The sequence below is a fragment of the Mesorhizobium sp. M7D.F.Ca.US.005.01.1.1 genome (assembly GCF_003952545.1).
GTDB classification, from domain to species: domain Bacteria; phylum Pseudomonadota; class Alphaproteobacteria; order Rhizobiales; family Rhizobiaceae; genus Mesorhizobium; species Mesorhizobium loti.
Map to the genome: position 1 here is coordinate 5,273,918 of NZ_CP034453.1, position 23,621 is coordinate 5,297,538.

A 23,621-nucleotide genomic window follows, 5' to 3' on the forward strand; every position below is an offset into this window, starting at 1 on the left:
GCTGGTAGCCGATAAGCGGCACCGTCCAGAACAATCGACAGGAGGCGGACAGATCCACTGCCGCCTCATCGTTCTTCAAGCAGTCGTTCAGCCGACACCGTGCGCGATGTTTACCAGCCGGAGCATCGGCCTTCAGTGCAGAAACGTTCCTCGCAGCCACGCGAAGAAACCGGATCTTCCCGACATTGCCGCGCGGACACGGGATGCGGCCCATCGTGCCGGCATCGTGGCGCCGACATGGCAATGGCAGACGATTTCGTGGAGCTGCCAATCGCTCAGCTCGAAGAAGCGCTTGGCCTCCCCGTAGGTATCCTCCTTCAAGCCCAGCGCTCGAAAGATCGGATCTTCGAAAGCAACTGTGATCGGTGATCCCGCGGAACGCATTCTTTCGCGCATCTCCACAGATTGGTATTCGGTCCCCGCCAGCGCCCCTAGGCACCTGTTGGGATTTTGCTCCAGAAGCTGCGCCCAACGTTCGAGGCGTTCTCCTCGAGTCGCGACAAGATAGGTTGCCTCGGCGTGGACGTCGGCAACGGCATGCAGTTGGTCAACGGTTTGATGCTTCACGGACGCCTCCTATTCAGCAGCTGAATTCGCTCAGCCTTGAATGGAATTATGGCGCTCCGTGAGGTCGACAAGAGCCGGAAATGCACGCTACGACGATTCATTTTGGGCGGCGTGGCTGCTTGCCGCACGAGGCCAGTTCACATGGCCCCGTTCGGCTTTTTATTGAAGATCGTCAGCAGGTCCATCGGCAGCGGAAACACCACCGTCGACGAGCGCTCGCCGGCGATGTCGTGCAGCGCCTCGAAATAGCGCAACTGCATGGCCTGCGGCTCCGCCGCCAGCATCTTGCCGGCCTCGACCAGCTTTGCCGCCGCCTGCTGCTCGCCATCGGCATTGATCACCTTGGCGCGCCGCAGCCTCTCGGCTTCGGCCTGCTTGGCGATGGCGCGGATCATGCTCTCGTTCAGGTCGACATGCTTGATCTCGACATTGGAGACCTTGATGCCCCAGGCATCGGTCCGCTGGTCGAGGATCTCCTGGATGTCGCTGTTCAACTTGTCGCGCTCGGCCAGCATCTCGTCGAGTTCGTGCTTGCCGAGCACCGAGCGCAATGTGGTCTGCGCCAGCTGGTTGGTCGCGGCCATGAAGTCCTCGACCTGGATGATCGCCCGTTCGGCGTCGACGATGCGGAAATAAAGCACCGCGTTGACCTTCACCGAGACGTTGTCGCGTGAAATCACGTCCTGCGGCGGCACGTCCTGCACCAGCACCCGCAGATCGACCTTCACCATCTGCTGGATGAAGGGGACAAGGATGATGAGACCGGGACCCTTGACCCCGGTGAAGCGGCCGAGCGTGAAGACCACACCGCGCTGATATTCCCTGAGGATGCGAATGGCCGCGGACAGGAACATGATCACGACCAGCGCAACGATCAGATAGGCGACATAACCAATCATCATTGTCTTGCTCCATTCCTTCCCGCATCGCGCCGCCGCACCGTCAGCACGAGGTCCCTGATGTCGGTCACCTCGACGCTGTCGCCCGGTGCGACGGGTTCGTCGGCCTTCGCCCGCCAGCGCTCTCCCTGGGCCAGCACATGGCCCTCGCCGCCCTGCCAGTCGAGGATCTCGGCCGGCAAGCCGCGCAGCGCCTCGCTGCCGACGCGCGGCAAGCTCCTGCGCGCCGCCCAGAGATAGGTGCCGGTGAGCAATGCCAGGCCAAGCGTGACGGTAGCGGCGGCGCCGGTCACGGCCCACGACACCTCGAAGCCCGGACCTTGGGTCTTGAGCAGCATGGCGGAGCCGAGCAGAAAGGCGGCCACACCGCTGAGCCCAAGCACGACGGTGGGATTGAAGGCCTCGATGACGAGGAAGGCGATGCCGAGCAGCATCAGGGCAAGGCCGGCATAGTTGATCGGCAAGAAATTGAGCGCATAGAGGCCGAGCACGAGGCAGATGGTGCCGATGACGCCGGGGGCCACCGCGCCGGGGCTGGTGAACTCGAAGATGATGCCATAGACGCCGATCAGCATCAGGACGATGGCGACATTCGGATCGGTGATGACGGAGAGCAGACGGATGAACCAGCCAGGCTCCAGCGTCTCGACCCGCAGCCCTTTCGTCGCCAGCACTTGCTTTTTGCCGCCCACGTCGACGGTGCGCCCATCGGCCAGTCGCAGCAGCTCGGTGGTATCGCCGGCGACGAAGTCGATAACATGTTCCTGCAACGCCGCATTGGCCGACAGGCTCGCCGCTTCGCGCACGGCTTTCTCGCCCCAGTCGCCATTGCGACCGCGCAGTTCCGCGAGCGAGCGGATCAGGGCGACCGCGTCATTGGTCACCTTGGCCATCATAGCGTCGCCCGCCGGCCGCCCGGTGGCGTCCTTCTCGTCCTTGTCCTTGTCGCCGCCGGGAAGCGACGGCAGCCCACCCATCTCAACCGGCGTCGCCGCACCCAGATTGGTGCCGGGCGCCATCGCCGCGACATGGGTGGCGTAGAGGATATAGGTTCCAGCACTGGCGGCATGGCCACCGGCCGGCGCGACATAGCCAATGACGGGAACGGGCGAGGCAAGGATAGCGGCGATCATCTCGCGCATCGAGGTGACCAGTCCGCCTGGCGTATCGAGTTGAAGGATGAGGACTTCGGCGCCCCGCGTGGAGGCTGCATCAAGCGCGTCCTCGAGCTGCCTGGTGCTTGCCGGTCCGATGACGCCGTCAATGGCGACGCTCAGCGCGACCCTCTCGCTCCCGGCCGAAGAGAAGGGAGAAAAGACAGCTGCGGCGACAAAGGCCGCGGCAAGAAGGGCCACCCGCGCGAAGGTCACGCTCAAAGCTCCCTGGGCAGGATATGGGCTCCCTGTGATATGGGACCCAATCTTACCGAAATTCATGGCGCGGTCGCAGGATTGCAAGCCGGCAACTCGGCTCCGCACGGCCCGGACGACAAACGCATGGGCGTATTCAAATCCGGAGGAGCCCGCCGCTCGCGCGCCAGGCCCCCACCCTTTACCGGTCACGCATGTGCGTGCGGATGACGGAAGTCCCAGACGGCCCAACCTGATGCGGCAACCACCAGCACGCCGAGAATGACGTGGGTGGCCATCGCGTACCCATTCGCCACGAAGCCGAGCAGCCAGGGAGAAGCGATCAGCCAGAGCCCGAGAACGATACTAACCCATTCCTCCCATTCGGCGAATGCGGCAAGCGTCGCCAGAGCCATGACGCCCAGCACGACGCCAACAACCCAGGCGTTCCATGCGGGAGCGGTTTCAGCAGCGAAGCCGATTATCCAAGGTGAGATGAACAGGCAGATGGCAAGGACCAGATTAAGCCAGTCCTGGCCCTTCTTTCCTTCCATGAGTGTATTAGCCATGACAACCTCCATAGATGAAGCTTGACCAAAGCGTTAAGTACGCGTGCAACGCACGCTCAATCATTGATGTAACTACGCTTCACATGGCCTTCAAGACCTGGCTAATATGGGCCCCGCTCCCCGAACGGGATCAGCGCGCCGCATGCCTGGTCAGCGCGTGCTCGATCAGCACGTCGATGGTCTGGCTGTAGCCGATGCCTGACGCCGCCAGTGCCTTGGCATACATCGAGATGTCGGTGAAACCGGGAATGGTGTTGACCTCGTTGACCAGCAGGCTGCCGTCGGCGCGCAGGAAGAAATCGACGCGCGCCATGGCCTCGCAGCCGAGTGCCTGGAAAGCCTGCCGCGCCATCTCCCTGGCCCTGTCGGCGACGGCGGCCGGGACATCGGCGGGCACCTTGACCACCGCACCGTCGGCATCGAGATATTTCGCCTCATAGGTGTAGAAGCCGTGCTTGCCGGCCGGAATGATCTCGCCGGGCAATGAGACCGTCAGGGTGCCGTCGGCGCGCTCCAGCACCGAGAATTCGATCTCGCGGCCTTCGACGAACTCCTCCACCAAAACCTTGCTGTCATGCTGGAAAGCCGTCTCGACGGCCGCGGTGAAGCCGGCGCTGTCGGTCGCCTTGCTAACCCCGAAGGACGAGCCCTGGCGTGCCGGCTTGACGAACACCGGCAGGCCGAGCTTCGCCGCGACATCCTCGAAGGACACGGGCTCCCCGCGCCGCAAGGTCAGCGAGCGGGCAACAGCCAGACCAGCCTCGCGCATCAGCCGCTTGGCGGCATCCTTGTCCATGGCCGCGGCCGAGGCGAGGATGCCGCAGCCGACATAGGCGACATCGGCGACTTCCGCATAACCTTGCACCGAGCCGTCCTCGCCGAACGGCCCGTGCAGCACGGGAAAGACGACGTCGACCGGGTCAGGCTGCGTTCCATCCCGCGACACGGCGACCAGCCTGCCCTTGCCCCCGGGCAGCAGGGCGACCTCGATCTCGTCCTCGGATGCCGGCGCCCCTGCCCCGTCAGCCACGGAGGGTTGTTGCAGCAGCCATCTGCCGTTGCGGGAAATGGCGATCGGCACGATGTCGTAGCGCGTCCGGTCGATCGCCTTCAGCACGTTGGCGGCGGAGAGGCGCGACACGTCATGCTCGGCCGAACGCCCGCCATAGAGGATGGCCACTCTTGTCTTACCGGTCATCGAAATCCCTCAACTGTCAAAGATCAAATGGCGACGGCAATGCCGCGATTGGCAAAGAAGCGGTCGAAATCGGCTGGCGCCAACACTGCGTTTGCCTGTGTGGCGCTGGTATGGCCGGACGGATTGTGGAAGCGGAAACCCTCGTCCGACGTCGCTGTGACCAGCACCAGATGGCCGCCCTTCGAGTGTGGCTCGCGCTCGGGCCAGCGGATCGAACTGCTGACCGAAGCGATGAAGAAGCGCTGCCGCTCCAGGATCGCCGGAATGTCCGCTGTCGCGACATTGGTCATCACCTCGGCACGGAGCCCAAAAACCTCTTTCACGAAGCTGACGAAGGGCGCGTAGATCAGCCCCCTGATCGATCCCTCGTTGACGACATAGCCGCCATATCCAGTGCAGCGCCTGGCCAGTTCGATCGTCGGCACGATCTCGCCGCGGCTCGCCAGGATCATCTTCAGGCATGCCATGCCGCAGATGTTGGCGGCCCAGACCGCGTATTCCTCGAGAGTTTCTGCGCCCGACCCCCGCCACAGCGGATCGCGCCGCAGCGCCACCTCGGCGCCGTCGGTAAGCACGGCCATGGTCATGTCTGGCGTTTCCCACTGGCTGAAAAACGGCACGGTTTCAGGCAGCGGGCTCATGCGACTCCTCGGGCAGCGAACGCCATTTCGTATACGGGGATACGAGATGGATGAAAAGTGGCTTCAGGCCTGTTTCAAGGGCGCCGCTTACTCGGCCTTCGTCCAGCCGAAAACCAGCCAGGCGTATTTGGATTTTTCGGTGGGTTCGGCAGTGTAGGTCATCTGCATATCGCCGTCCTTGGCGTAGATATCCAGCCTGGGCGCCGTATCCAGCTTGAGCCACGCCGAACTGTTGCTGAAGGACCAGGTCCCGCACCAGACGCAGGCCCCCGAATTCGGGTCACCCGGCTGATGAAAATTGTAGCGGCCGTCCGCCGTGATCTCCAGATAGTCGAACGCGCCGTAAAACGCGGTCACCGTTTGCTGGAACTCATTGGCGGCCGCTTCCTGTTCCGGCGTCGGCGCCTCCTTCATGTCGCGCGGCGGCCGGATGGCTCCGCCGTTGAGTTTCCATTTGCCGACAAAATCCTTCTGGGTCGGAAGATATTCCTCCTGGGCCCGTGCCGATGAAATATAAGCAACAGATAATACACCGCTCAAGCCAACGGCCTCGGCCGCAAATAGAAGCGCGGCGGCACAGATCGCCCTTGTTGGGTTTTGCATAAAAAATAGTCTCCACGATGGGGTAATAGGAGTTTTATTGAGAAGATTTCAGCACGCGTTGCTTCGATGCCGATTCCCGCCTGCCATTTGCACGGTTAGCACTGGGGCCACCAAATTGGCAACGCTAAGCAGCATCTCTCCAGCATCACCGATCGCGCCGCAGTCCAAGGGCGCCAACGCGAGTGGGCGCCAAAGCGTACAGAGCCGTGTTTGCAGACCGGCTGACTATCGGCACAGCTTAAAAGGTGATCTTCACCGAAGCGGCGCTGCGTGTGTGCGGACCGTGATAGACGGCCTCGATGTTGTTGCCGTCTGGATCGAGCAGAAAGGCGGCGTAATAGCCGGGGTGATAGGGCCGTTCGCCCGGCGCGCCATTGTCCGTCCCGCCGCCGGCGAGCCCGGCCTTGTAGAAGGCCTCGACCATGGCATGGTCCTTTGCCTGGAAGGCCAGATGATGGCGGCCGGTGAGTTTTCCCAACGCCGCCGGGCTGTCGGCACTGGAGATGAACAATTCGTCGGCCCAGAAATACCCCTCGCCAACACCACCGATCGGAACATCGAGCACCCGGAAGATCGCCTCGTAGAAGCGTTTGCTGGCGGCGAGATCCCTGACCACCAGCTGGAGATGGTCGATGAGCCGGCCGCGGTGCAATTCCTGGGTTTCCATGAAACGCCTCCTCGTGAGGCTTTCGAATTTAGGTTCGGAGAGCGCGCCGTCAATGTGGGCGCGCCTTCCAACTGCCAACCCCTGCCGCAAGCCCGGCCCCAGTCTGTCTTGCAAACCCCAGTCTGTCTTGCAAGCAAAGAGCCCATTGTCTTGCAAACAAAAAGCCCGCCGGGAGGGGGACTCCAGCGGGCCTTTGGAAAGCGGATACTCGAGCTTTCAGATGTCTGACGGGGGATCAGACATGGTGAGAACCTTTATTGGCCGCAGAGGTTCCACCCGAACAGAAATATAACCGGCGGGCTGTCGAATCCGCGTAATTCAAGCGGTGGGAGGCGATTTTCTTTTCGCGGGACCTCTCCCAACTGGAACCTTCCGCTCCCAACTGGGTTTTGGGGCGCGGCTGGGAGGAATTTTGCTTGGACTGTTTTCAAAGGCTCGAAGCGCTTGTCGATAGCGCCGGCATCAACGGCATCGAAGAAGCGAACGCTCTGCTGCGTCGGTTCAAGGGCAGGTCGCAGGCGGTTACGACGGCGATCGACGAGTTCATGCTGGACTTCAAGACATTGATCTTCGTCGTTGAGAACGGCGAGGAAGGGTTCCGGAAATCGCTGGGCAAGCTGGCTCGCGCCAGGCTGTCGAAGCTCGAGCACCTGGTGAGCGTAACGGCGTAGGAGGCCGGCCTCCGGCGCCTGGCTTTATCCCTTCAGGATGGCGGCCAGTCTTGGAATGCCTTCGCTCACCGCGCGCCGGTCGGCAAGCGTGAAGGACAGCCGCAGCGTGTTGCTCCCGGTGCCGTCGGCAAAAAAGGCACTGCCGGGCACGAAGGCGACCCGCGCCTCCTTCACCGACCGCGCCAGAAGCGCTGTCGCATCGGAACCCTCGGGCAGCGTCACCCAGACGAACATGCCGCCTTCCGGACGGCTCCAGGTCACGCCCTCCGGCATGTTGGCTTCCAGTGCTGCCAGCAGGCCATCGCGGCGCTCGCGATAGGCGCCGATGAGCTTTTCTACCTGGCCGTCGAACACGGCTTCGGCGACGCGATGCATCACCACCTGGTTGATCGACGGGCTGTGCAGGTCGGAGGCCTGCTTCATCAGCACCAGCTTCTCGACCACATGGCGCGGCGCGCAGACCCAGCCGACGCGCATACCCGGCGACAGGATTTTCGAGAACGAGCCGCAATAGAGCGTGCGTGCCTTGTCGATGCCGCCGGACCTGATGCAGTCGAGCGCCAGGATCGGCGGCACGCCTTCGCCGTCATAGCGCAGCGCGCGATAAGCGGCATCCTCGATGACGGCGATGTCGAGTTCGCCGGCAAGGTCGAGCACCGCCTCGCGCTGCTGGCGGTTCAAGGTCTCGCCGGTCGGGTTGGCGAAATCCGGCACCAGATAGGCGAACTTGGCCTTGCCGCCATTAGCGGCAGCCGCCGCGCGATAGGCATCCGGCGTCATGTTGCCGCCGTCCACCGTCAGCCGCTCGTAGCGCGGCTCGTAGGCGTTGAAGGCCTGCAAGGCGCCGAGATAGGTCGGCCATGTCACCAGCGCGGTATCACCCGGCGACAGGAACAGTTTGCCGAGATAATCCAGCGCCTGCTGCGAACCGGAGGTGATGAAGATGTTGGCCTCGTCGCAGGCGACGCCGAGCTTGCCCATTTGCCCGGCCAGCCAGCGCCGCAACGGCAGATAGCCTTCCGAGACCTGGTATTGCAGAGCGGCACCCGCCTCTGCGCCGCCCAGCACATCGGCATAGGCGTCGCGGATGGCCTCGGCCGGGAACAGCGCCGGATCGGGAATGCCGCCGGCAAACGAGATGATGTCGGGCTGGTCGAGCAGCTTCAGGAGTTCGCGAATTTCGGACGCTTTCATGCGCGACGAGCGCGAAGCCAACAGGTTCATCAAAGTCACGACACGCCTCCCCAGACGCAGCAATATAGGTCAACTTGCCTGACCTATATCCCCTCTTGCCTGCGAATTGAAGTGTGCCTGAACGATTTCCCGAATGCGCCAGCGCAATGCACGAACGCCGCGAGCAATTCCACAAAAAGTGTGCAGCGGTTTTCCGTCCGGCTAAAGGCTCTTCTTGTAGCCGAGATGGCTGCCGGTGAAGCCGAGGCTTTCATAGAACCGGTGCGCGTCCGCGCGCGACCTGTCGGTGGTCAGCTGGACGAGGCTGCAATTGCGCGCGCGGCATTGCGCGATCGCCCATTCGACCATCAGTCTGCCGATGCCGCCCGAGCGCCTGTGGCCGGCGACCCGAACCGCCTCGATCTGCCCGCGCCAGGCGCCCTTGCGCGAGAGGCCGGCAAGGAAGGTGATCTGCAAGGTGCCGACCACCTCGGCGCCCTCGACGGCCACCGCCAGCAGCTGGTTGGGATCGGCGTCGATGGCGTTGAACGCATCGATATAGCCCCGCGCCAGCGGCACCGAGGCGTCCTCGCGGCCGGCGCCAAGCGGATCATCGGCCAGCATGGCGACGATGTCAGGCAGGTCGGAGGCTTGCGCACGGCGGAAGGTGATCATGGTGTCGGGCATATCGTGAGGCGCTGGCAGCGGCAAGATTTGGATACGCTCCCACCGGGCGCTGGCGCAACCCTCTGAGGTTCAATCCGCATCACCCGCCGGCTTGGCCTTGCCGCACTGCGCCAGCACCTTGCCGATGGCAGCGCTCGAGCCCTTCAGCGGAAAACTGGTCTGGCCGTATTTGGCCGCGCTGACGCTGACCTCGCCTTTTCCGCGCAGCAGGTCCAGCAGCGGATCGGCTTTCGCCAGATTGACCACGAAGTAATTGTACATGGCCTCGAGCTGCAGCGTCTTGGTCACTGTCTTGCCGTCGGCCTTGAACTCGAACGAACCGCTGATGCCAGGCTCCAGTTGCTGGCCTGTGGCGCCGAGATCGAAGCTCAGCACCGGCGTGTCGAAACAGGTCAGCATCAGATACGCATCGCCTTTCGGGCCGCCGCAGACCGAGGCGGTCAGCACGCTGCCGCCCTCGTCTTCCTCCATCTTCGCAGCCCAGCCGCCGCACGACGCGGCAAAAGTCGGCTGCGCGGCCTGCAGGACCGCGACCGCACCGGCGACGACGAGATATCCAGCTCTCATGACTTCCCCCAATTGACCCCCTCTAGGGCATTTGCAGCACCAGCAGGCATTCTATAGGAAAAGCTGTCCTGTGGCATTGCCCGTCGCGCAGATGTCGCCCGGTCCTGATTTTGCGGAGAGCGGTGTTGAGAGCCTGTGTTCGTCTGTGTCTTCTGTTGGCCACCTTGCTGGCCTTGCCGCTCACCGCCCATGCGCAGTGGAAGCCGGTCGAGAAAGTCGAGACCTACGCCATCTCGGGCCAGTCCGGCGCCGAACTCTACCGCTCGATCGGCGAGAAAGGGCCGCTGATCCGCGGCGCCAAGACGCGCACCATGGCCTACACCAACTTCAAACTGACCTGGAGCGGCAGGGACTACAAGCCAAGGGGCAAGGACTGCGTGCTGACAATGGGGCGGCCGAAACTGATCATCACCTACGCCTTGCCGAAGCCTGCGGGTTCGTTGCCGCCGGCCGTCCAGAAGAGCTGGGACGTCTTCATCGCCAGCGTCAGCGCCCATGAACAAGTGCATGGCGCCAGCATGGTGCAGATGGTCCACGACATTGAAGCGGCGACGGACGGCCTGACCATTGCCGACGATCCCAAATGCAGCAAGACCAGGGCCGAGGTGGTCAAGCGGCTCGACGCGATCTCGAAGGCGCGTGTACAGGCAAGCCGCGATTTCGACCGCGTCGAATTCGGCGATGGTGGCAATCTGCAGAAACTGGTTTTCGCTTTGGTGACCGGCCCTTGAAACAGGCCACCGCGCCTTTGCGACGCGGCGGCAAGATTTGAAGTCCACCTACCGGCTGAGATCGAGCGCTGCGCTCAGGTCGCCCATCGGCGGCTGGTCGTTGTTGCGCAGCGCCTTGTCGCGGGCAACGATACCGGTCAGCACCGGCAGATCGTAGCGCGCGGTGATGAAGCGCAGGATCGACGTCGTGTCGTATTGCGTGTGGTCGACCGTGCCCATCTTCGCATAGGGCGAGATGATGAAGGCCGGGATGCGGTTGCCCGGCCCCCAGCGGTCGGCCTTGGGCGGCGCGACATGGTCCCAGAAGCCGCCATTCTCGTCATAGGTGACGACCACCAGCATGTGGCTCCATTGCGGGCTCTTTTCCAGATGCGAAACGAGGTCGGCGAGATGCTGGTCGCCGCTCGCCACATCGGCATAGCCGCCATGCTCGTTGAGATTACCTTGCGGCTTGTAGAAGCTCACCGAAGGCAGCTTGCCGTCGTCGATCGCCTTGATGAACTCGGCGCCATCCAGGCCACCGTCTCGCAGGTGCTCTGTCCGCGCGGTCGTGCCCGGCGCGTAGGCGGCGAAATAGTTGAACGGCTGGTGGTGGAACTGGAAGTTCGGCACCGGCGTCGCGTTCTTGCCGTCGAGCGTTGCCTGCCAGGCGCCGGCATACCAGGCCCAGTCGACGCCCTTCAGCGTCAGCAGGTCGCCGATGGTGATGTCGTGCTGCGGCGGCAGCGTCGTCGGCTGCGCCGGATCGGCCAGTGCCTTGTCGCCGCTCTCGACCGGCTTGTTGGCGCTCGGCTGATAGGGCGGCTGCATGGTGTTGACCGCATAGAAGTCGGGCGTGATGGCGCCGTCATTGACGAATTTGGGTGCGCCGCCAAGTGCCGACGGCGGCGAATTGTCGGCGACCTTCAGCGTCTTGCCGTCGGCTTCGACCACGGCGATCTGCCCCTTCACCGGGCTGGTGTCGGCGTGCGGATAGACCGGCGCGCAGGCGCAGGCGAGCTGGAAATGGTTGAGGAAGGAGCCGCCAAAGGCGCCCTGGAAGAAATTGTCGGCCAGAACGTATTTCTTCGCCACCGCCCACATCGGCAGCACCGATCCGTCATAATGGCCCATCACCAGGCCGCCGGAATCGGCCCAGGCGACGAACTTGTCGTTCTTGCCCGCGTCGATCTGCATTTGCTCCTGATAGAAACGGTGCCAGAGGTCGCGCGTGATGACCGAGGTCTTCTCGTTGAAGCCGCTGGCATCGTCGATGGCGAAGCTGGCATTGGTGAGATGCGCCGACTGCGCCTCGGTGACCGGCGGCGTCACGCCCTTGGCGGTCAGCCCGCCCCAGGCCGGCGGCAATTCCGTAAGCGGCTTGCCGTCGCGGTCGAGCTGGCGCGCCTGGTCGGCCGAGACATTGGCCAGGCCGTTGGCGCCGGGGAAGCCGCCATAGAGATTATCGAAGCTGCGGTTCTCGGCGTAGATGACGACGACGGTGTCGATCTTGTCGTAGCCGGGCGGTGCGGCCATGGCCGCGCTGGCGAAGGATGCCAGGGCCGTACTGGCGAGGCAAAGGGAGATAAAAGGCCGCGTCATGGGAAGTCCTCATGGCTGGGGTGATGGCTAGAGGGGCAATGCATGGCTGGGGGCAACGGCCATGGCTGCAAAGGCTAAGTCGATGCCTTGTCACCTTTGTGACATCTGCGCTGCCGGCGAACACGGTTGCGTGAGCGGATGGACCAGTCATCAATCCGTTGCAGTGCGCACCTAATTCCCAGGCAAACCGGATTGAGCCCATGACGACAGGACGATGGAAAAGCCTGATGATCGCGGCCGCTGCAGCATCGATATTTAGCTTTGCCGTGACCCTGCCGGCAACCCTTGTTCGCGCCGGAACCGGCAGTGTCCATCCCGGGCCGATGTCGCGGGCGGATGCCTTCGCACGCGCCGCCGCCCTGACCACGCTTGGTCGAAAAATGTTCTTCGACCCGGCGCTGTCTGCGTCCGGCAAGCAGGCCTGCGCGTCCTGCCACGACCCGCACCATGCCTTCGGCCCGGCCTCGGCGGCACCCGTCGAAATGGGCGGGCCGCATCTCGACCAGCCCGGACTGCGTGCCGTGCCCTCGCTTCGCTATTTGCAGGCCGCGCCGGCCTTCACCGAGCATTTCTACGATTCGGAGGATGAGGGCGACGAGAGCGTCGACAATGGTCCAACCGGCGGCCTGACCTGGGACGGCCGTGCCGACCGCGGCAGCGATCAGGCGAAGATCCCGCTGCTGTCGCCGTTCGAGATGGCCAACAAGGATGCCGCCGCCGTCACCGCCGCCTTGCGCAAGGCCGCCTATGCCGACGACTTCAAGGCCGCGTTCGGCGATCAGGTGTTCGACCGTCCGGACGACGCCCTCGACGCCGCCGCCGAGGCGCTTGGGACCTTCGAGCAGAGTGCGCCCGACTTCTATCCCTATTCCAGCCGCTACGACGCTTTCCTCGCCGGCAAGGCGACGCTGTCGCCGCAGGAATTGCGCGGCCGCGCGCTGTTCGAGGACGCGGCCAAGGGCAATTGCGCCAGCTGCCATCTGAGCGAACCGGCCAATGATGGCGAACCGCCGCAATTCACCGATTTCGGCCTGATCGCCATTGCCGTGCCACGCAACAGGGCGATTCCCGCCAATGCCGACCCCGCCTATGTCGATCTCGGCCTATGCGGCCCGCTCAGGACGGACTTCAAAAGCCGGGCTGACTACTGCGGCCTGTTCCGCACGCCGACGCTGCGCAACGTGGCGGTGCGCAAAAGTTTCTTCCATAATGGCACTTTCCACACCTTGCGCGACGCGGTCGCCTTCTACGCGACGCGCGACACCGATCCCGGCCGCTGGTACCCGAGAAACACCGACGGCACGGTCCGGCAAAACGCCGATTTGCCAAAGGCTTACTGGGTCAACCTCAATCAGGACCCGCCCTTCGGCAAGAAGCCCGGCAACAAGCCAGCTCTCACCGATCCCGAGATCGACGACATCGTCGCCTTCCTGCAAACGCTGACCGACGCCGACCAGCAGGCAGCGCCAGCGAACTGAACCGCCTTGCTCGTTTGGCCTGTCCGCCGGCGAAAGAAAGGGTTCTGGATTTGCCGGATTTGATGCGCCGCAACGCTTGGGACCGGTAAAGAGAGACATATCCCATTAGCGCTTCCTAAACCGCTTTCCGGTAATCCTCGTCACTCGATGGTGGGGCGCTGATGAACGCATTCAGGCGAGCGGCCGGATTTGTTGTTATCATGTTGACCGGCGCGGCGACGCTGGCGGCGTTGCATATCGATGCCCAGCGAAACTTCGCGCTGGCCAAGGAGCGCTATCTCGAGAATTCCCAGGCCGCTTCCAGAGCGACAGCCAAGACCGTCGAAGACGCCTTGCGGGCCGTCTATGAAAATGTGCGGACCTTGACCTATCTGCCCAGCGTCCAAAACCTCGACCGGCATGGCACCAATCTGGGCGACGAAGGCCGCGCGACAATCCAGCAGATCTACAACAACCTCGCCAACAACGTCTCCATTTCCGAGGTTTACTTCCTGCCGCTGGATTTCAACCCGGACCGCTTCGATGCGGTGACCGGCAAGCTCGAGGAGCCGATCCTCCAATTCGACCAGCTGATCGTGAATGCCAAGGCGAGATCCGAGGTCGCCGCGGACGCGAAGCCCGGAAAGTTGGACCAGAATGCCCTGGTCCGCCCCCCCGAGGAGATCGAGACCTATGAATACCACGAACTGGCAAAGCAGCTCGCCTGGCTGAAGACGAACTATCCGAATTCAAACGCCATCGACGGGCTCAACGTGCCGATTATCGGCACGAAGGAGCTCATCACCTGCGACAACACCGATTTCATCCACACCGGCAATGACGCGGACCGCTCCGGTTTCATCCTTTCGGTCCCGGTCTTCGGCGGGGATGGCAGCTTGCGCGGCTCCGTCTCGGCGATCATGCTTACCTCGGCGCTGCGCAAACTGTTGCCGAGCAGCGACTATGTCATCGTCAATTCAGGCTACGGCTTTGAATCCGACCAGCACAAGATGTCGACGGCGCTCGCGGCGGATTCCCGTGCCTTCACGGCGGCCGACCCCAATCTGATCTATTCCGAAGTCATCCCGCTCTCGCTCAACGATCCCAGGAGTGCATGGCGTCTCTGGGCCGGTTTCCCCAACAGCCGGTTCGACAGTAACCTGGACGTCCAGTCCGTGCGTGAATTCGAACTGGCCGGTTATGCGGCGGTCGCGGTGGTCACGCTGCTGGCGCTGGCCTGCTGGTATGCGATCGGGCGGACGATGACGATGCAGGTCGAGGCAGCCGAGACCCTGGAGCGGCGGGTCGAGGAACGCACCGCCGAGATCCAGCACCTGGCCACGCATGACATTCTCACCGGCCTGCCCAACCGAGGCCTGCTGGCTGAAACGATGGACGAGGCATTGAGAAGCCTCAGGGACGGCGAGAAGCTGGCCGTCCACTGCGTCGACCTCGACCGTTTCAAGCCGGTCAATGACACGCTCGGCCATCCGGTCGGCGACGAGCTGCTCGGTGCGGTGGCGAAGCGGTTGAAACACCATGCCGGCGAAACCGCCATGGTGGCGAGAATTGGTGGGGACGAGTTCGTCATCCTTCAGCTCCTGCTCGACGGTAACGACGAGGCCGGCGTGCTGGCAAGCCGCGTCATTCATGCCCTGTCCGACGAATTCTCCATCCATGGCCACAAGATCAACATCGGCGGCAGCATCGGCATCGCCGTCTTCCCCGACGACGGGCAAAATTCTGAAACCCTTATTCGCAATGCCGACCTTGCCTTGTACAAGGCCAAGATGGAAGGCCGCGGGACCTGCAGGTCGTTCGAGCCAGGAATGGACGCGAGACTGCAGGAGCGGCGCCAACTCGAATCCGAGCTGGCACTCGGCGTGAAAAAAGAACAGTTCGTCCTGCACTATCAACCGCTGCACGACGCAAAGACCTCGCAACTCACCGGCTTCGAAGCGCTGGTGCGATGGAACCATCCGCGCCTCGGCCTGCTGCCGCCGTCGGAGTTCATCCAACTGGCCGAGGAGACGGGCGTCATCGACGCGCTTGGCGAGTGGATCCTGCGGCGTGCCTGTACCGACGCCGCGAAATGGCCCCTGCCAGTCAAGGTCGCGGTCAATCTCTCGCCGGCCCAGTTCAAACAGCAGGGGCTGTCGCTTCAGGTTGCCGCGGCGCTCGCGGCGTCGGAGCTGCTGCCGTCGCGGCTCGAGCTGGAGATCACCGAGTCGGTGCTGCTGGCGAACAACGAAAACACGCTAAACACGCTGCACGGCCTGCGCGACCTCGGCATCTCCATAGCAATGGACGATTTCGGCACCGGCTATTCCTCGCTGAGCTATCTCAGGTCGTTCCCGTTCAACCGCATCAAGATCGACCGCAGCTTCGTCAGCCTGATGTGCGAGAGCAGCGAAAGCCGGGCGATCGTCAAGGCCGTCGCCGAACTCGGCACCACGCTCGGCATGACGACGACAGCCGAAGGCGTCGAGACCGAGGACCAGTACAGGCTGGTCAGAGAGAATGGCTGCACGGATGTCCAGGGCTGGTTCTTTGGCCGCCCAATGCCAGCCTCCGAGCTTCATGCGCTTTTCGAACAGCCAGAAGCCCTGACCGCGTAACAAGACTACAGACACGCGTCCTGCCGGAATGACGCGTATCTGGCTGGATCGCTCTAGCTCCGCCAGGCTGCCAGATCGGCCAATATCTGTGCCTTCAGCGCAGGGTCGGCGTAGCTCGCGTGCACTGACGTGGCGGCAAGTTGGCGGATGGTTTCGCCGTCCCAGCCGAAGGCCTCGGCGCAGGCGGCATAGGATGCTTCGAGGGTGGTGTCGAGCAGCGTCGGATCGTCGGTGTTGATCGAGACGGGGACACCGGCCTTGCGCAGAGCGTCGAGCGGATGTTCGGCAAGCGACGGATACACGCCGAGCGCCACGTTGGAGATCGGACAGACGCCTAGGGGAATCTGCTTCTGCGCCAGCAGGTCGACAAGGTCCGGGTCTTCGATCGCCCGCACGCCGTGGTCGATGCGGTCGGCGCCAAGCAGTTCGATCGCGTCGCGAACACCTTCCGGGCCGCTCGACTCGCCCGCATGAACGGTGCGCCGCAAGCCTGCCGCGCCGGCACGGCGAAACGCTTCGGCGAAGCGCGGGCCGGTGCGGCCGGCGGCCGCTTCGTTCCCGTCGATCGACAGGGCAACGACGCGCTTGTGTCTGATTTCGCTCAGCAACTCGACCAGCTCGATCGCATCCGACGCCGACTGGGTGCGAAGCAGGCTGACGCAAAGCCCGACCGGCGGGTGTCCGTCCTGCTCGGCGGCCGCGAAACCAGCATCGAATGCGTCGATCATCCCTGGGATATTCCCATGCCAATGCGGCCAATGCGTCGGGTTGACGATGACGTCGGCGTAACGCACACCGCTTCGACCCATGCGCTGTGCAAACTTGTAGGCCGTGGTGGCGAGTTGCTCGCGCGTCCGGAACGTCCCGCACAGCCAGTCGAGCATCTCGAGGAAGCTCTTGAGGTCATGAGCTTCGAAGAGCCTGTCGCGCGGTGCACGCAGCGGAATGCCGGCTTCCTCGCAGTTCCTGATCACATCATCGGCCTCGAAGCAGCCCTCTACGTGGATGTGCACTTCGGCTTTCGGCAGTCCGATGAAATCGGTCAATGGCGTCTCCCCTGTTCTCCGACGCCATCAAATCACGAAACGGCCAATCCTCATTTCAAGAAATGATTGAAAGAATTGCGCGTTGGCCGCGAGATTGGCAGCGCCTCGCGGAACCCAAGCCTACTGCGTATCCGCACTTGCCCGCAGCTCGGCACGCTTCTCGTCCGAGACGACGGCCAGATCGAGCACCTTCTGCAACTCAGCGGCGTGTCGGAACGACGGTTCAGCCTGCACGCCAGTTCGCACCGCATCGACGAAACGCTGGTAGTTGGTCGCCACCGTGCCGGCGTCGAGCTCTTCCCATTTGGCGTTCTCGACATTCTCGCCGACGCAGGCCTTGAGCACCGAGCCGTCGAGATTGTGCACCACCTCGATGCCGCCTTTATCGCCATAGATGCGCAGGCGCAGCTCGTTGAGATGGCCTGATGCCCAGCGGCTGGCATGCACCACGCCGAAGGCACCGTTGGAAAAATCCAGCGTCATGGCGAAGCTGTCATTGGCGTCGAGCCCGTATTCGCCGATGCGGTTATCAGGCGCCTTGTCGAAGGCGCGCAGACGACAGAAGACATGGTCGATGTCGAGCGCGGCGCCGTAACTGGCGAAATCGAGGATGTGGATGCCGACATCGCCGAGCACGCCATTCGAGCCGTGGCCGCGCGACAGCCGCCACAGCCATTTCGGATCGGTGCGCCAGTCGCCCCAGAATTTCGACACCAGCCAGCTTTGCAGATAGGACGCTTCGACATGCCTGACCGTGCCGATTTCGCCCGCCTGCACCATCTGGCGGGCCTTTTGCAGTGCGGCGACATTGCGATAGGTCAGGTTCACCATGTTGACGATGCCGGCGGCCTCAGCGGCGTCAGCCATCTCGGTGGCCTTGCCAAAATTTTCGGCCAGCGGCTTCTCGCACAGCACCGGCTTGCCGGCGGCAATCAGCGCCATGGTGGTCGGGTGGTGGATGCGGTCCGGCGTGACATTGGCCACCGCATCGAAAGCGCCCCATTCCAGCGCCGCCTCCAGCGAGGTGAAGCGATTGGCGATCTTGAAGCTGTCGGCATATTCGCCGACGCGCGCCGGGTCGACATCGACGGCACCGACAATGTCGACGCCCTCGATGGCGCTGAAGCGCCGCGCATGTTCCTGCGCCATCCAGCCGGTGCCGAGTATCAAAAGCCGCATTTCTTGCTCCTTGAGCCGAGAGGTCAGAATCGACCTCTCGGCCGACGCCCTCAAATAGCGCGGATGATGCCCCCGTCGACACGAATGTTCTGGCCGGTGATGTAGCCGGCGCCTTCCGACGCCAGGAAGGCGATGGTCGCGGCGATCTCTTCCGAGGTGCCGTAGCGCTGCATCGGCACGCTGTCGCGGCGTTCTTCGGTGGCCGGCAGGCTGTCGATCCAGCCGGGCAGCACATTGTTCATGCGCACATTGTCGGCGGCATAGGTGTTGGCGAAGATCTTGGTGTAGGCGGCAAGGCCGGCGCGGAACACGGCGGACGTCGGGAACATCGGGCTCGGCTCGACCACCCAGGCCGTCGAGATGTTGATGATGGCGCCGCCCTTCTGCTTGACCATCTGCGGTGCCACGATGCGCACCGGCCGGATGACGTTGAGCAGGTAGACGTCCATGCCGGTGTGCCACTGCTCGTCGGTGATTTCCAGGATCGGGGCGCGCGGCCCATGGCCGCCGCTGTTGACCAGCACGTCGATGCGGCCATAGCGATCGAGCGTCAAATCGACTAGGCGCTGCAGATCGTCGTTCGACTGGTTCGAGCCGGTGACGCCGAGCCCGCCCAATTCCCCAGCCAGCGCCTCGCCCTTGCCCGAGGACGACAGGATGGCAACCTTGAAGCCGTCCGCCGCCAGCCGCTTCGCCGCCGCCGCACCCATGCCGCTGCCGCCGGCCACGACCACAGCTACTTTTTCTACACTCATTGGATTTTCCTCTCAGGGTTGGCAGGCACCGCAAGCGGTGTTTTCGGGAGTTGAGCGTTGATATAGCTGGTTTTCCCTGCCGGTTCGAACCAGAATGCCTGAAATCAACCTGTAGAAAAACTCCTGCATGCCCGAAGCCTTCCTCAGCCTGCCGCCGTTGAATGCGCTGCGCGCCTTCGAGGCCTCGGCGCGCCATCTCAACTTCCGCATCGCGGCCGAAGAGCTGAACGTCACGCAAGGGGCGGTCGCCCAGCACATTCGCGGGCTGGAGGCCGATCTCGGCACAAAGCTGTTCGAGCGGCTGCCGCGCGGGCTGGCGCTGACCGATGAGGGCCGCGCCTATGTCCCCAACATCCGCCGCGCCTTCGACCTGATCTCGGAGGCGACGCTGCTGCTTCGTCCCGAACCGGCGCGGCTGACGATCAGCGTGACGCCGACCTTCGCCACCAAATGGCTGATCCCCAGGCTGCAGGATTTTGTGACTTACAATCCGCTGGTCGACCTGCGCGTGCTGGCCAGCGAGAGCCTGTCGAGCTTCCAGGTCGACGGTGTCGACATCGCGGTGCGGCAAGGCCGGCCGCCCTTCGGCGCCGGCCTGATGGTCGACCTGTTGTTTCCCCAACAGATCATCGCCGTCTGCAGCTCGGCCCTGCTGCCACACGGCACGGCCGAGATCGCGGCCACCGAAATCCAGCATCACGTCCTGCTGCACGATGCGCACAATCTGTGGCCGGAATTCATGGAAAAGGCAGTCGGCCTGAAGATGACGACCGAGCTGAAACGCATGCGCTTCAACCAGACGGGCCTCGCCATCGACGCGGCCATCGCCGGCCAGGGCATAGCGCTGGCCAGCCGCTTTCTCGTCGCCGCCGACCTCGCCGCCGGCCGGCTGGTTCAGCCGGTCAGCGGTGAAATGCGCGGCACGCAGGATTTTTATGTCGTGATGCCGAGAAAGCAGCGCCATCCCGAGCCGACGCAGGCCGTGCGGCAGTGGCTGCTCGATGCCGGAGAAAGGCCGCCGGTCTAGATCGGCAGCAAGGCGTCGGGCTTCACATTGGCGATCGAGGCGTAGGTGTGCGTTTCCCGCACCCCGGGCAGCGGCAGGATGACGCGCTGCAGAAAATCCTGGAACATCGCCATGTCGGCGATGCGCGCCTTGACCAGATAGTCGAAGCCGCCGATCACCATGTGGCACTCGATGATCTCCGGAGCCCGCAGAACCGCCTCGGCGAAGCGGTCGAAGACATGCGGCGCGGTGTGGTCGAGCCGCACTTCGATGAAGACGAGTTGCGCCTGTCCGATTTTGGCCGGATCGAGCACAGCGCGCACCGCGCGGATGAACCCTTCGGCGAACAGCCGCTTGACCCGCTGCGCCGCTCCGGTCGGCGACAGGCCGACCCGCCGTGCCAGATCGAGCGTCGTGCGGCGGCCGTCCTCCTGCAACAAACGCAGCAGCGAGCGGTCGATGCGGTCGAGATCGTTCATTTCAGGATTCACACTTCTGAACCGGAATAAGCGTGATAGTCACGCTAAAATAACGAAAACAATATATTTCATCACGCAGATGGATCGCAATACCGTTGTCGTGCAACAGACAACGAAAGCGGATCCCATGACATCGGTTCTATCGACCTCCCGCAGCGCCCAGGCCAAGGGCGACACGCCCGTGCTCATCCTGAGCGAGGCCGAGGTGAAAACCTGCATCGACCTGCGCCAGCTTCTCGACGCGCTCGCCGGCGGCTTCAAGGCGCTGTCCGGCGGCAAGGTCGTCAATCCGGCACGGCCGCAGCTCGACATTCCGCAGGCCGGCTATTCGCTGGCGATGCCTGCCTGGACGGCGGGCATGCATCTTACGGTGAAGATCGTCAACGTCTTCGAGGGCAACATCGCCAAAGGCATCCCCAGCCACCTCGCCACCATCCATCTGTTCGACCCTGGGACGGGCATGCCGGTCTGCGTCATGGATGGCACCTATATCACCGCCGTGCGCACCTCCGGCTCCGCCGTGCTCTCGGTGCGTGAACTCGCCCGCCGCGACGCCAAGGTCGCGACGGTGGTCGGGGCCGGCGTGCAGGCCGGCCAGCATCTGCATCTTCTGCCGCTGGTGCGCGACTTCGCCGAAATCCGCGTCGTCTCGAAGGAGTTTTCAGATGCGCAAACACTTGCCGCTGAGCATCCGGGTGTCGTTGCAGTCGCCGATATCGAGGCCGCGGTGCGCTCGTCTGACGTCGTCTGCCTTGCCACACATTCCTACCAGCCCGTGATCTCGGCCGACTGGGTGCGGCCCGGCACCCACGTCTCATCGGTCGGCGTCGCCCCGCCCGGCGGCGAGTTGCCGGTCGAGCTTGTCAGCCGGGCCAGCCTGTTCGTCGAGACCAGAGACGCCTTTGCCCCAACGCCGGTCGGTTCCTGCGAACTGGCGGGCATTGACCCGAAAACCGGAACCGAGCTCGGCGACATGCTGCTTGGGCTGCGGCCGGGACGGGTCAGCGCCGATCAGGTCACCGTCTACAAGGCCATGGGCGTCGCCATGGAGGACATGGTTGCGGCCGACCTCGCCTATTGCGAGGCGGTTCGGCGAGGAATGGGGCGGGCTGTTGTGCTGTAGTGGAGCCGCTCAATTGTTGAAGCCAGCGCCGCCCGTCGATAGGAGCGCCCTTCTCCCCGTTCACGGGGATAAGATGGCGGCAGCCAGATGAGGGGCGGCGCAAACGTCGGGAATGTCAGGGCCCGCCCCCTACCCTTCCACCGTCTCCAGCACACTCAGCAGAGTGCCTTCCATATCCGGCTCGTCGCCCGAGCAGACGCACAGCATCTCGGCGTCGCCTTCGCCCACCGACAAATAGGCATGGCCCATGGTGGAATCGATGTAGACGCTTTCGCCCTGTTTCAGCCGCACCGGCGCATACTGGTCGGTGTGCAGCTCGATCTCGCCCTTGAGCACGATCAGGAATTCCTCGCCGGCATGCCTGGTCAGCGCGCCGAACTCCTGCGGCGTGCGGGCGCGCGCAAAGGCGTGGATCGGCACCATGCGCTTGCGCACAAGGTCGGTCGCCAGATAGCGGTAATCATAGTTGCGGGTCAGCTGGCGCAGCGTGTTGGACTGCGAGGTCACCGAACGCCGCGTGCGCGCCGATGGCTGCTTGCGGTCGCCGCTGAGCAGTTCGGTGACATGGATGCCCAGCCCCTCGCAGATCTGCAGCAGCTTGTCGTAGCTCAGCGACATCTGGTCGTTCTCGACCTTGGACAGCGTCGACACCGCGACGCCGGTCAGCGTGCTGACCTCCTGCAAGGTCCAGCCATGCGTCTTCCTCAAGCCGCGCAGGCAATCACCGAGGTTCGGTTGCTCCGACATCGTCAGCTCCGTTGCGCGGCCCATCGAGCCGCCTGTCATTCCTAGGTAGTCCAACTCCCTGCTGCCATCAACAACATCAACAATTTTCTTATACGCTAAATATTGACTGGATACGAAATTATTTCTACCCCTAGGGGATGCAGTCAAAGTCCCCCCAGAAAGTCGTCGTCATCGGCGGCGGCATTGCCGGCCTCTCGCTGGCGGCGGCCGTGCAGCCCTGGGCCGAGGTCATCGTGATCGAGCGCGAGCCGCATCTCGGCTACCACGCCAGCGGCCGCTCGGCGGCGCTGTTTTCCGAAACCTACGGCAATGCGTTGGTGCGGGCGCTGTCGCTGGCCAGCCGGCCGCAAATCGTCGACGGCGGCTTTGCCGCGCACCGGCGCGGCGCGCTGCATGTCGGCGGCGTCGAGGACAATGCTGCCGTCGACCGCATGGCGGCGGAGATGCAGGCGCTGGTGCCCAGCGTGCGGCGCCTGTCGGCTACGGAAGTCACCGCACTGGTGCCGGTCATCGCCACGGCAACCACCTGCGGCGGCGTGCATGAACCCGGCGCGCTGGATGTCGACACGGCAAAAATGCTGGCGGCTTCAGCCTCGGCAGCGAAGGCCGGCGGCGGCATCATCCGCACCGGCGAGGAAGTGCTGGAGATTTCCCGCGTCGCAAACGGCTTCTACATCACCACCAATACCGGCGCCTATCAGGCCGACATCGTCGTCAACGCCGCCGGCGCCTGGGTCGATGTCGTCGCCGGACTGGCCGGTCTCTCCGCCCTCGGCTTCCGGCCCAAGCGCCGCACCGCCTTCCTGTTCGATCCGCCCGCCGGCACGGACATCAGCGCCTGGCCGCTGGTGGTCGACCTGCACGAACAATTCTACTTCAAGCCGGATGCCGGCAGGCTGATCGGCTCGCTCGCCGACGAAACCGATTCCGAACCCTGCGACGCCTATCCGGAAGACATCGACGTCGCCATCGCAGTCGACCGCATCGAACAGGCGACATCGCTGCGCATCGACCGTCCGTCGACGCCCTGGGCGGGCCTGCGCACCTTTTCGCCCGACCGCACGCCGGTCGTCGGTTTCGACCCGCGGCTGCCCGGCTTCTTCTGGCTCGGCGGTCAGGGCGGCTACGGTTTCCAGGTGTCGCTGACGCTCGCGCGGCTGGGTTCGGCGCTGTTGCGCGGCCAGCCCCTGCCCGACGATCTCGCGGCACGCGGCGTCACTTCTGCGGCGCTAGCTCCCGATCGCTTCATCACCGCGGCGGCGACGCCATGAAATTCACCGGCCTGCCCTTCCCTCAACCATAAAGTGT

General features: G+C 63.8%; 24 protein-coding genes. 7 read left to right on the top strand and 17 right to left on the bottom strand.

Features of this window, described 5'->3' with window-relative positions; translation table 11 throughout:
• Window positions 1–132: 132 nt before the first annotated feature.
• From EJ076_RS25570 to EJ076_RS25605, 8 genes are all read right to left on the bottom strand, one after another.
• The gene (locus EJ076_RS25570; protein WP_109660872.1) at window positions 133–567 is read right to left on the bottom strand and encodes a hypothetical protein; all 435 of its coding nucleotides are present in this window, start codon (window positions 565–567) and stop codon (window positions 133–135) included.
• A gap of 137 nt (window positions 568–704) precedes the next feature.
• Window positions 705–1,469 carry a slipin family protein gene (locus EJ076_RS25575; RefSeq protein WP_126069705.1) on the bottom strand — a complete coding sequence of 255 codons (765 nt, stop codon included), beginning with the start codon at window positions 1,467–1,469 and terminating at the stop codon, window positions 705–707.
• The gene (locus tag EJ076_RS25580; protein ID WP_126069706.1) at window positions 1,466–2,836 is read right to left on the bottom strand and encodes a nodulation protein NfeD; all 1,371 of its coding nucleotides are present in this window, start codon (window positions 2,834–2,836) and stop codon (window positions 1,466–1,468) included. The genes EJ076_RS25575 and EJ076_RS25580 overlap by 4 nt, the downstream gene beginning before the upstream one ends.
• Before the next feature lie 188 nt (window positions 2,837–3,024).
• Window positions 3,025–3,384, bottom strand: a complete 360-nt coding sequence (locus EJ076_RS25585; protein ID WP_109661433.1) for an SPW repeat protein — start codon at window positions 3,382–3,384, stop codon at window positions 3,025–3,027.
• 130 nt (window positions 3,385–3,514) lie between these two features.
• Entirely contained in the window at window positions 3,515–4,582 is a 1,068-nt protein-coding gene (locus tag EJ076_RS25590; protein ID WP_126069707.1) for a D-alanine--D-alanine ligase family protein, read from the bottom strand.
• 23 nt (window positions 4,583–4,605) lie between these two features.
• Window positions 4,606–5,223, bottom strand: a complete 618-nt coding sequence (locus EJ076_RS25595) for a C39 family peptidase (RefSeq protein ID WP_126069708.1) — start codon at window positions 5,221–5,223, stop codon at window positions 4,606–4,608.
• Between the two features lie 87 nt (window positions 5,224–5,310).
• On the bottom strand, window positions 5,311–5,826 hold the full coding sequence (locus EJ076_RS25600) for a hypothetical protein (RefSeq protein ID WP_126069709.1): 516 nt from the start codon (window positions 5,824–5,826) through the stop codon (window positions 5,311–5,313).
• A gap of 238 nt (window positions 5,827–6,064) precedes the next feature.
• Window positions 6,065–6,493, bottom strand: a complete 429-nt coding sequence (locus EJ076_RS25605) for a VOC family protein (RefSeq protein WP_126069710.1) — start codon at window positions 6,491–6,493, stop codon at window positions 6,065–6,067.
• A gap of 416 nt (window positions 6,494–6,909) precedes the next feature.
• On the opposite strand from EJ076_RS25605, the gene EJ076_RS25610 reads away from it, so the two are divergent.
• Window positions 6,910–7,164: a hypothetical protein gene (locus tag EJ076_RS25610; RefSeq protein WP_126069711.1), complete on the top strand. Its 255-nt coding sequence runs from the start codon at window positions 6,910–6,912 to the stop codon at window positions 7,162–7,164.
• A gap of 24 nt (window positions 7,165–7,188) precedes the next feature.
• On the opposite strand, the gene EJ076_RS25615 is transcribed toward EJ076_RS25610, so the two are convergent.
• The 3 genes from EJ076_RS25615 to EJ076_RS25625 all read right to left on the bottom strand — a co-directional run bounded on the left by EJ076_RS25615 (window position 7,189) and on the right by EJ076_RS25625 (window position 9,591).
• Window positions 7,189–8,388 carry a PLP-dependent aminotransferase family protein gene (locus EJ076_RS25615; protein ID WP_206438829.1) on the bottom strand — a complete coding sequence of 400 codons (1,200 nt, stop codon included), beginning with the start codon at window positions 8,386–8,388 and terminating at the stop codon, window positions 7,189–7,191.
• A 171-nt stretch (window positions 8,389–8,559) separates the two neighbouring features.
• A complete protein-coding gene (locus tag EJ076_RS25620; protein ID WP_126071138.1) occupies window positions 8,560–9,012 on the bottom strand; it encodes a GNAT family N-acetyltransferase in 453 nt (150 codons plus the stop codon).
• Window positions 9,013–9,093: 81 nt separating this feature from the next.
• Window positions 9,094–9,591 (bottom strand): hypothetical protein, encoded by a 498-nt coding sequence (locus EJ076_RS25625; protein ID WP_245462878.1) that lies wholly within the window; start codon window positions 9,589–9,591, stop codon window positions 9,094–9,096.
• A 152-nt stretch (window positions 9,592–9,743) separates the two neighbouring features.
• Between EJ076_RS25625 and EJ076_RS25630 the strand changes: the two genes are divergently transcribed.
• On the top strand, window positions 9,744–10,322 hold the full coding sequence (locus EJ076_RS25630) for a DUF922 domain-containing protein (protein WP_164548886.1): 579 nt from the start codon (window positions 9,744–9,746) through the stop codon (window positions 10,320–10,322).
• 48 nt (window positions 10,323–10,370) lie between these two features.
• Here EJ076_RS25630 and EJ076_RS25635 read toward each other — a convergent pair whose 3' ends face one another.
• Entirely contained in the window at window positions 10,371–11,903 is a 1,533-nt protein-coding gene (locus tag EJ076_RS25635) for an acid phosphatase (protein ID WP_126069714.1), read from the bottom strand.
• A gap of 200 nt (window positions 11,904–12,103) precedes the next feature.
• On the opposite strand from EJ076_RS25635, the gene EJ076_RS25640 reads away from it, so the two are divergent.
• Both EJ076_RS25640 and EJ076_RS25645 read left to right on the top strand, forming a co-directional pair.
• The gene (locus tag EJ076_RS25640) at window positions 12,104–13,381 is read left to right on the top strand and encodes a cytochrome c peroxidase (protein ID WP_126069715.1); all 1,278 of its coding nucleotides are present in this window, start codon (window positions 12,104–12,106) and stop codon (window positions 13,379–13,381) included.
• 161 nt (window positions 13,382–13,542) lie between these two features.
• Window positions 13,543–15,978, top strand: a complete 2,436-nt coding sequence (locus EJ076_RS25645) for an EAL domain-containing protein (protein WP_245462879.1) — start codon at window positions 13,543–13,545, stop codon at window positions 15,976–15,978.
• A gap of 53 nt (window positions 15,979–16,031) precedes the next feature.
• Here the strand turns inward: EJ076_RS25645 and add are convergent, their stop codons facing one another.
• The 3 genes from add to EJ076_RS25660 all read right to left on the bottom strand — a co-directional run bounded on the left by add (window position 16,032) and on the right by EJ076_RS25660 (window position 18,958).
• The gene (gene add / locus EJ076_RS25650; RefSeq protein ID WP_126069716.1) at window positions 16,032–17,024 is read right to left on the bottom strand and encodes an adenosine deaminase; all 993 of its coding nucleotides are present in this window, start codon (window positions 17,022–17,024) and stop codon (window positions 16,032–16,034) included.
• A 120-nt stretch (window positions 17,025–17,144) separates the two neighbouring features.
• On the bottom strand, window positions 17,145–18,203 hold the full coding sequence (locus EJ076_RS25655; protein WP_126069717.1) for a Gfo/Idh/MocA family oxidoreductase: 1,059 nt from the start codon (window positions 18,201–18,203) through the stop codon (window positions 17,145–17,147).
• A gap of 50 nt (window positions 18,204–18,253) precedes the next feature.
• Window positions 18,254–18,958, bottom strand: a complete 705-nt coding sequence (locus tag EJ076_RS25660; protein ID WP_126069718.1) for an SDR family oxidoreductase — start codon at window positions 18,956–18,958, stop codon at window positions 18,254–18,256.
• 127 nt (window positions 18,959–19,085) lie between these two features.
• On the opposite strand from EJ076_RS25660, the gene EJ076_RS25665 reads away from it, so the two are divergent.
• Complete coding sequence (locus tag EJ076_RS25665; RefSeq protein WP_109660841.1) at window positions 19,086–19,985, top strand: LysR substrate-binding domain-containing protein; 900 nt, start codon at window positions 19,086–19,088, stop codon at window positions 19,983–19,985.
• Here the strand turns inward: EJ076_RS25665 and EJ076_RS25670 are convergent.
• Window positions 19,982–20,443: an Lrp/AsnC ligand binding domain-containing protein gene (locus tag EJ076_RS25670; RefSeq protein ID WP_126069719.1), complete on the bottom strand. Its 462-nt coding sequence runs from the start codon at window positions 20,441–20,443 to the stop codon at window positions 19,982–19,984. The two genes, EJ076_RS25665 and EJ076_RS25670, sit on opposite strands and share 4 nt — an antisense overlap.
• 127 nt (window positions 20,444–20,570) lie before the next feature.
• Here EJ076_RS25670 and EJ076_RS25675 point away from each other — a divergent pair, with 127 nt between their 5' ends.
• The gene (locus EJ076_RS25675; protein ID WP_126069720.1) at window positions 20,571–21,566 is read left to right on the top strand and encodes an ornithine cyclodeaminase family protein; all 996 of its coding nucleotides are present in this window, start codon (window positions 20,571–20,573) and stop codon (window positions 21,564–21,566) included.
• A 129-nt stretch (window positions 21,567–21,695) separates the two neighbouring features.
• Here EJ076_RS25675 and EJ076_RS25680 read toward each other — a convergent pair whose 3' ends face one another.
• Window positions 21,696–22,313: an XRE family transcriptional regulator gene (locus tag EJ076_RS25680; protein ID WP_109661424.1), complete on the bottom strand. Its 618-nt coding sequence runs from the start codon at window positions 22,311–22,313 to the stop codon at window positions 21,696–21,698.
• 137 nt (window positions 22,314–22,450) lie between these two features.
• On the opposite strand from EJ076_RS25680, the gene EJ076_RS25685 reads away from it, so the two are divergent.
• Window positions 22,451–23,584, top strand: coding sequence for an FAD-binding oxidoreductase (locus EJ076_RS25685; RefSeq protein WP_126069721.1), 1,134 nt, complete (start codon window positions 22,451–22,453; stop codon window positions 23,582–23,584).
• Window positions 23,585–23,621 lie beyond the last annotated feature (37 nt).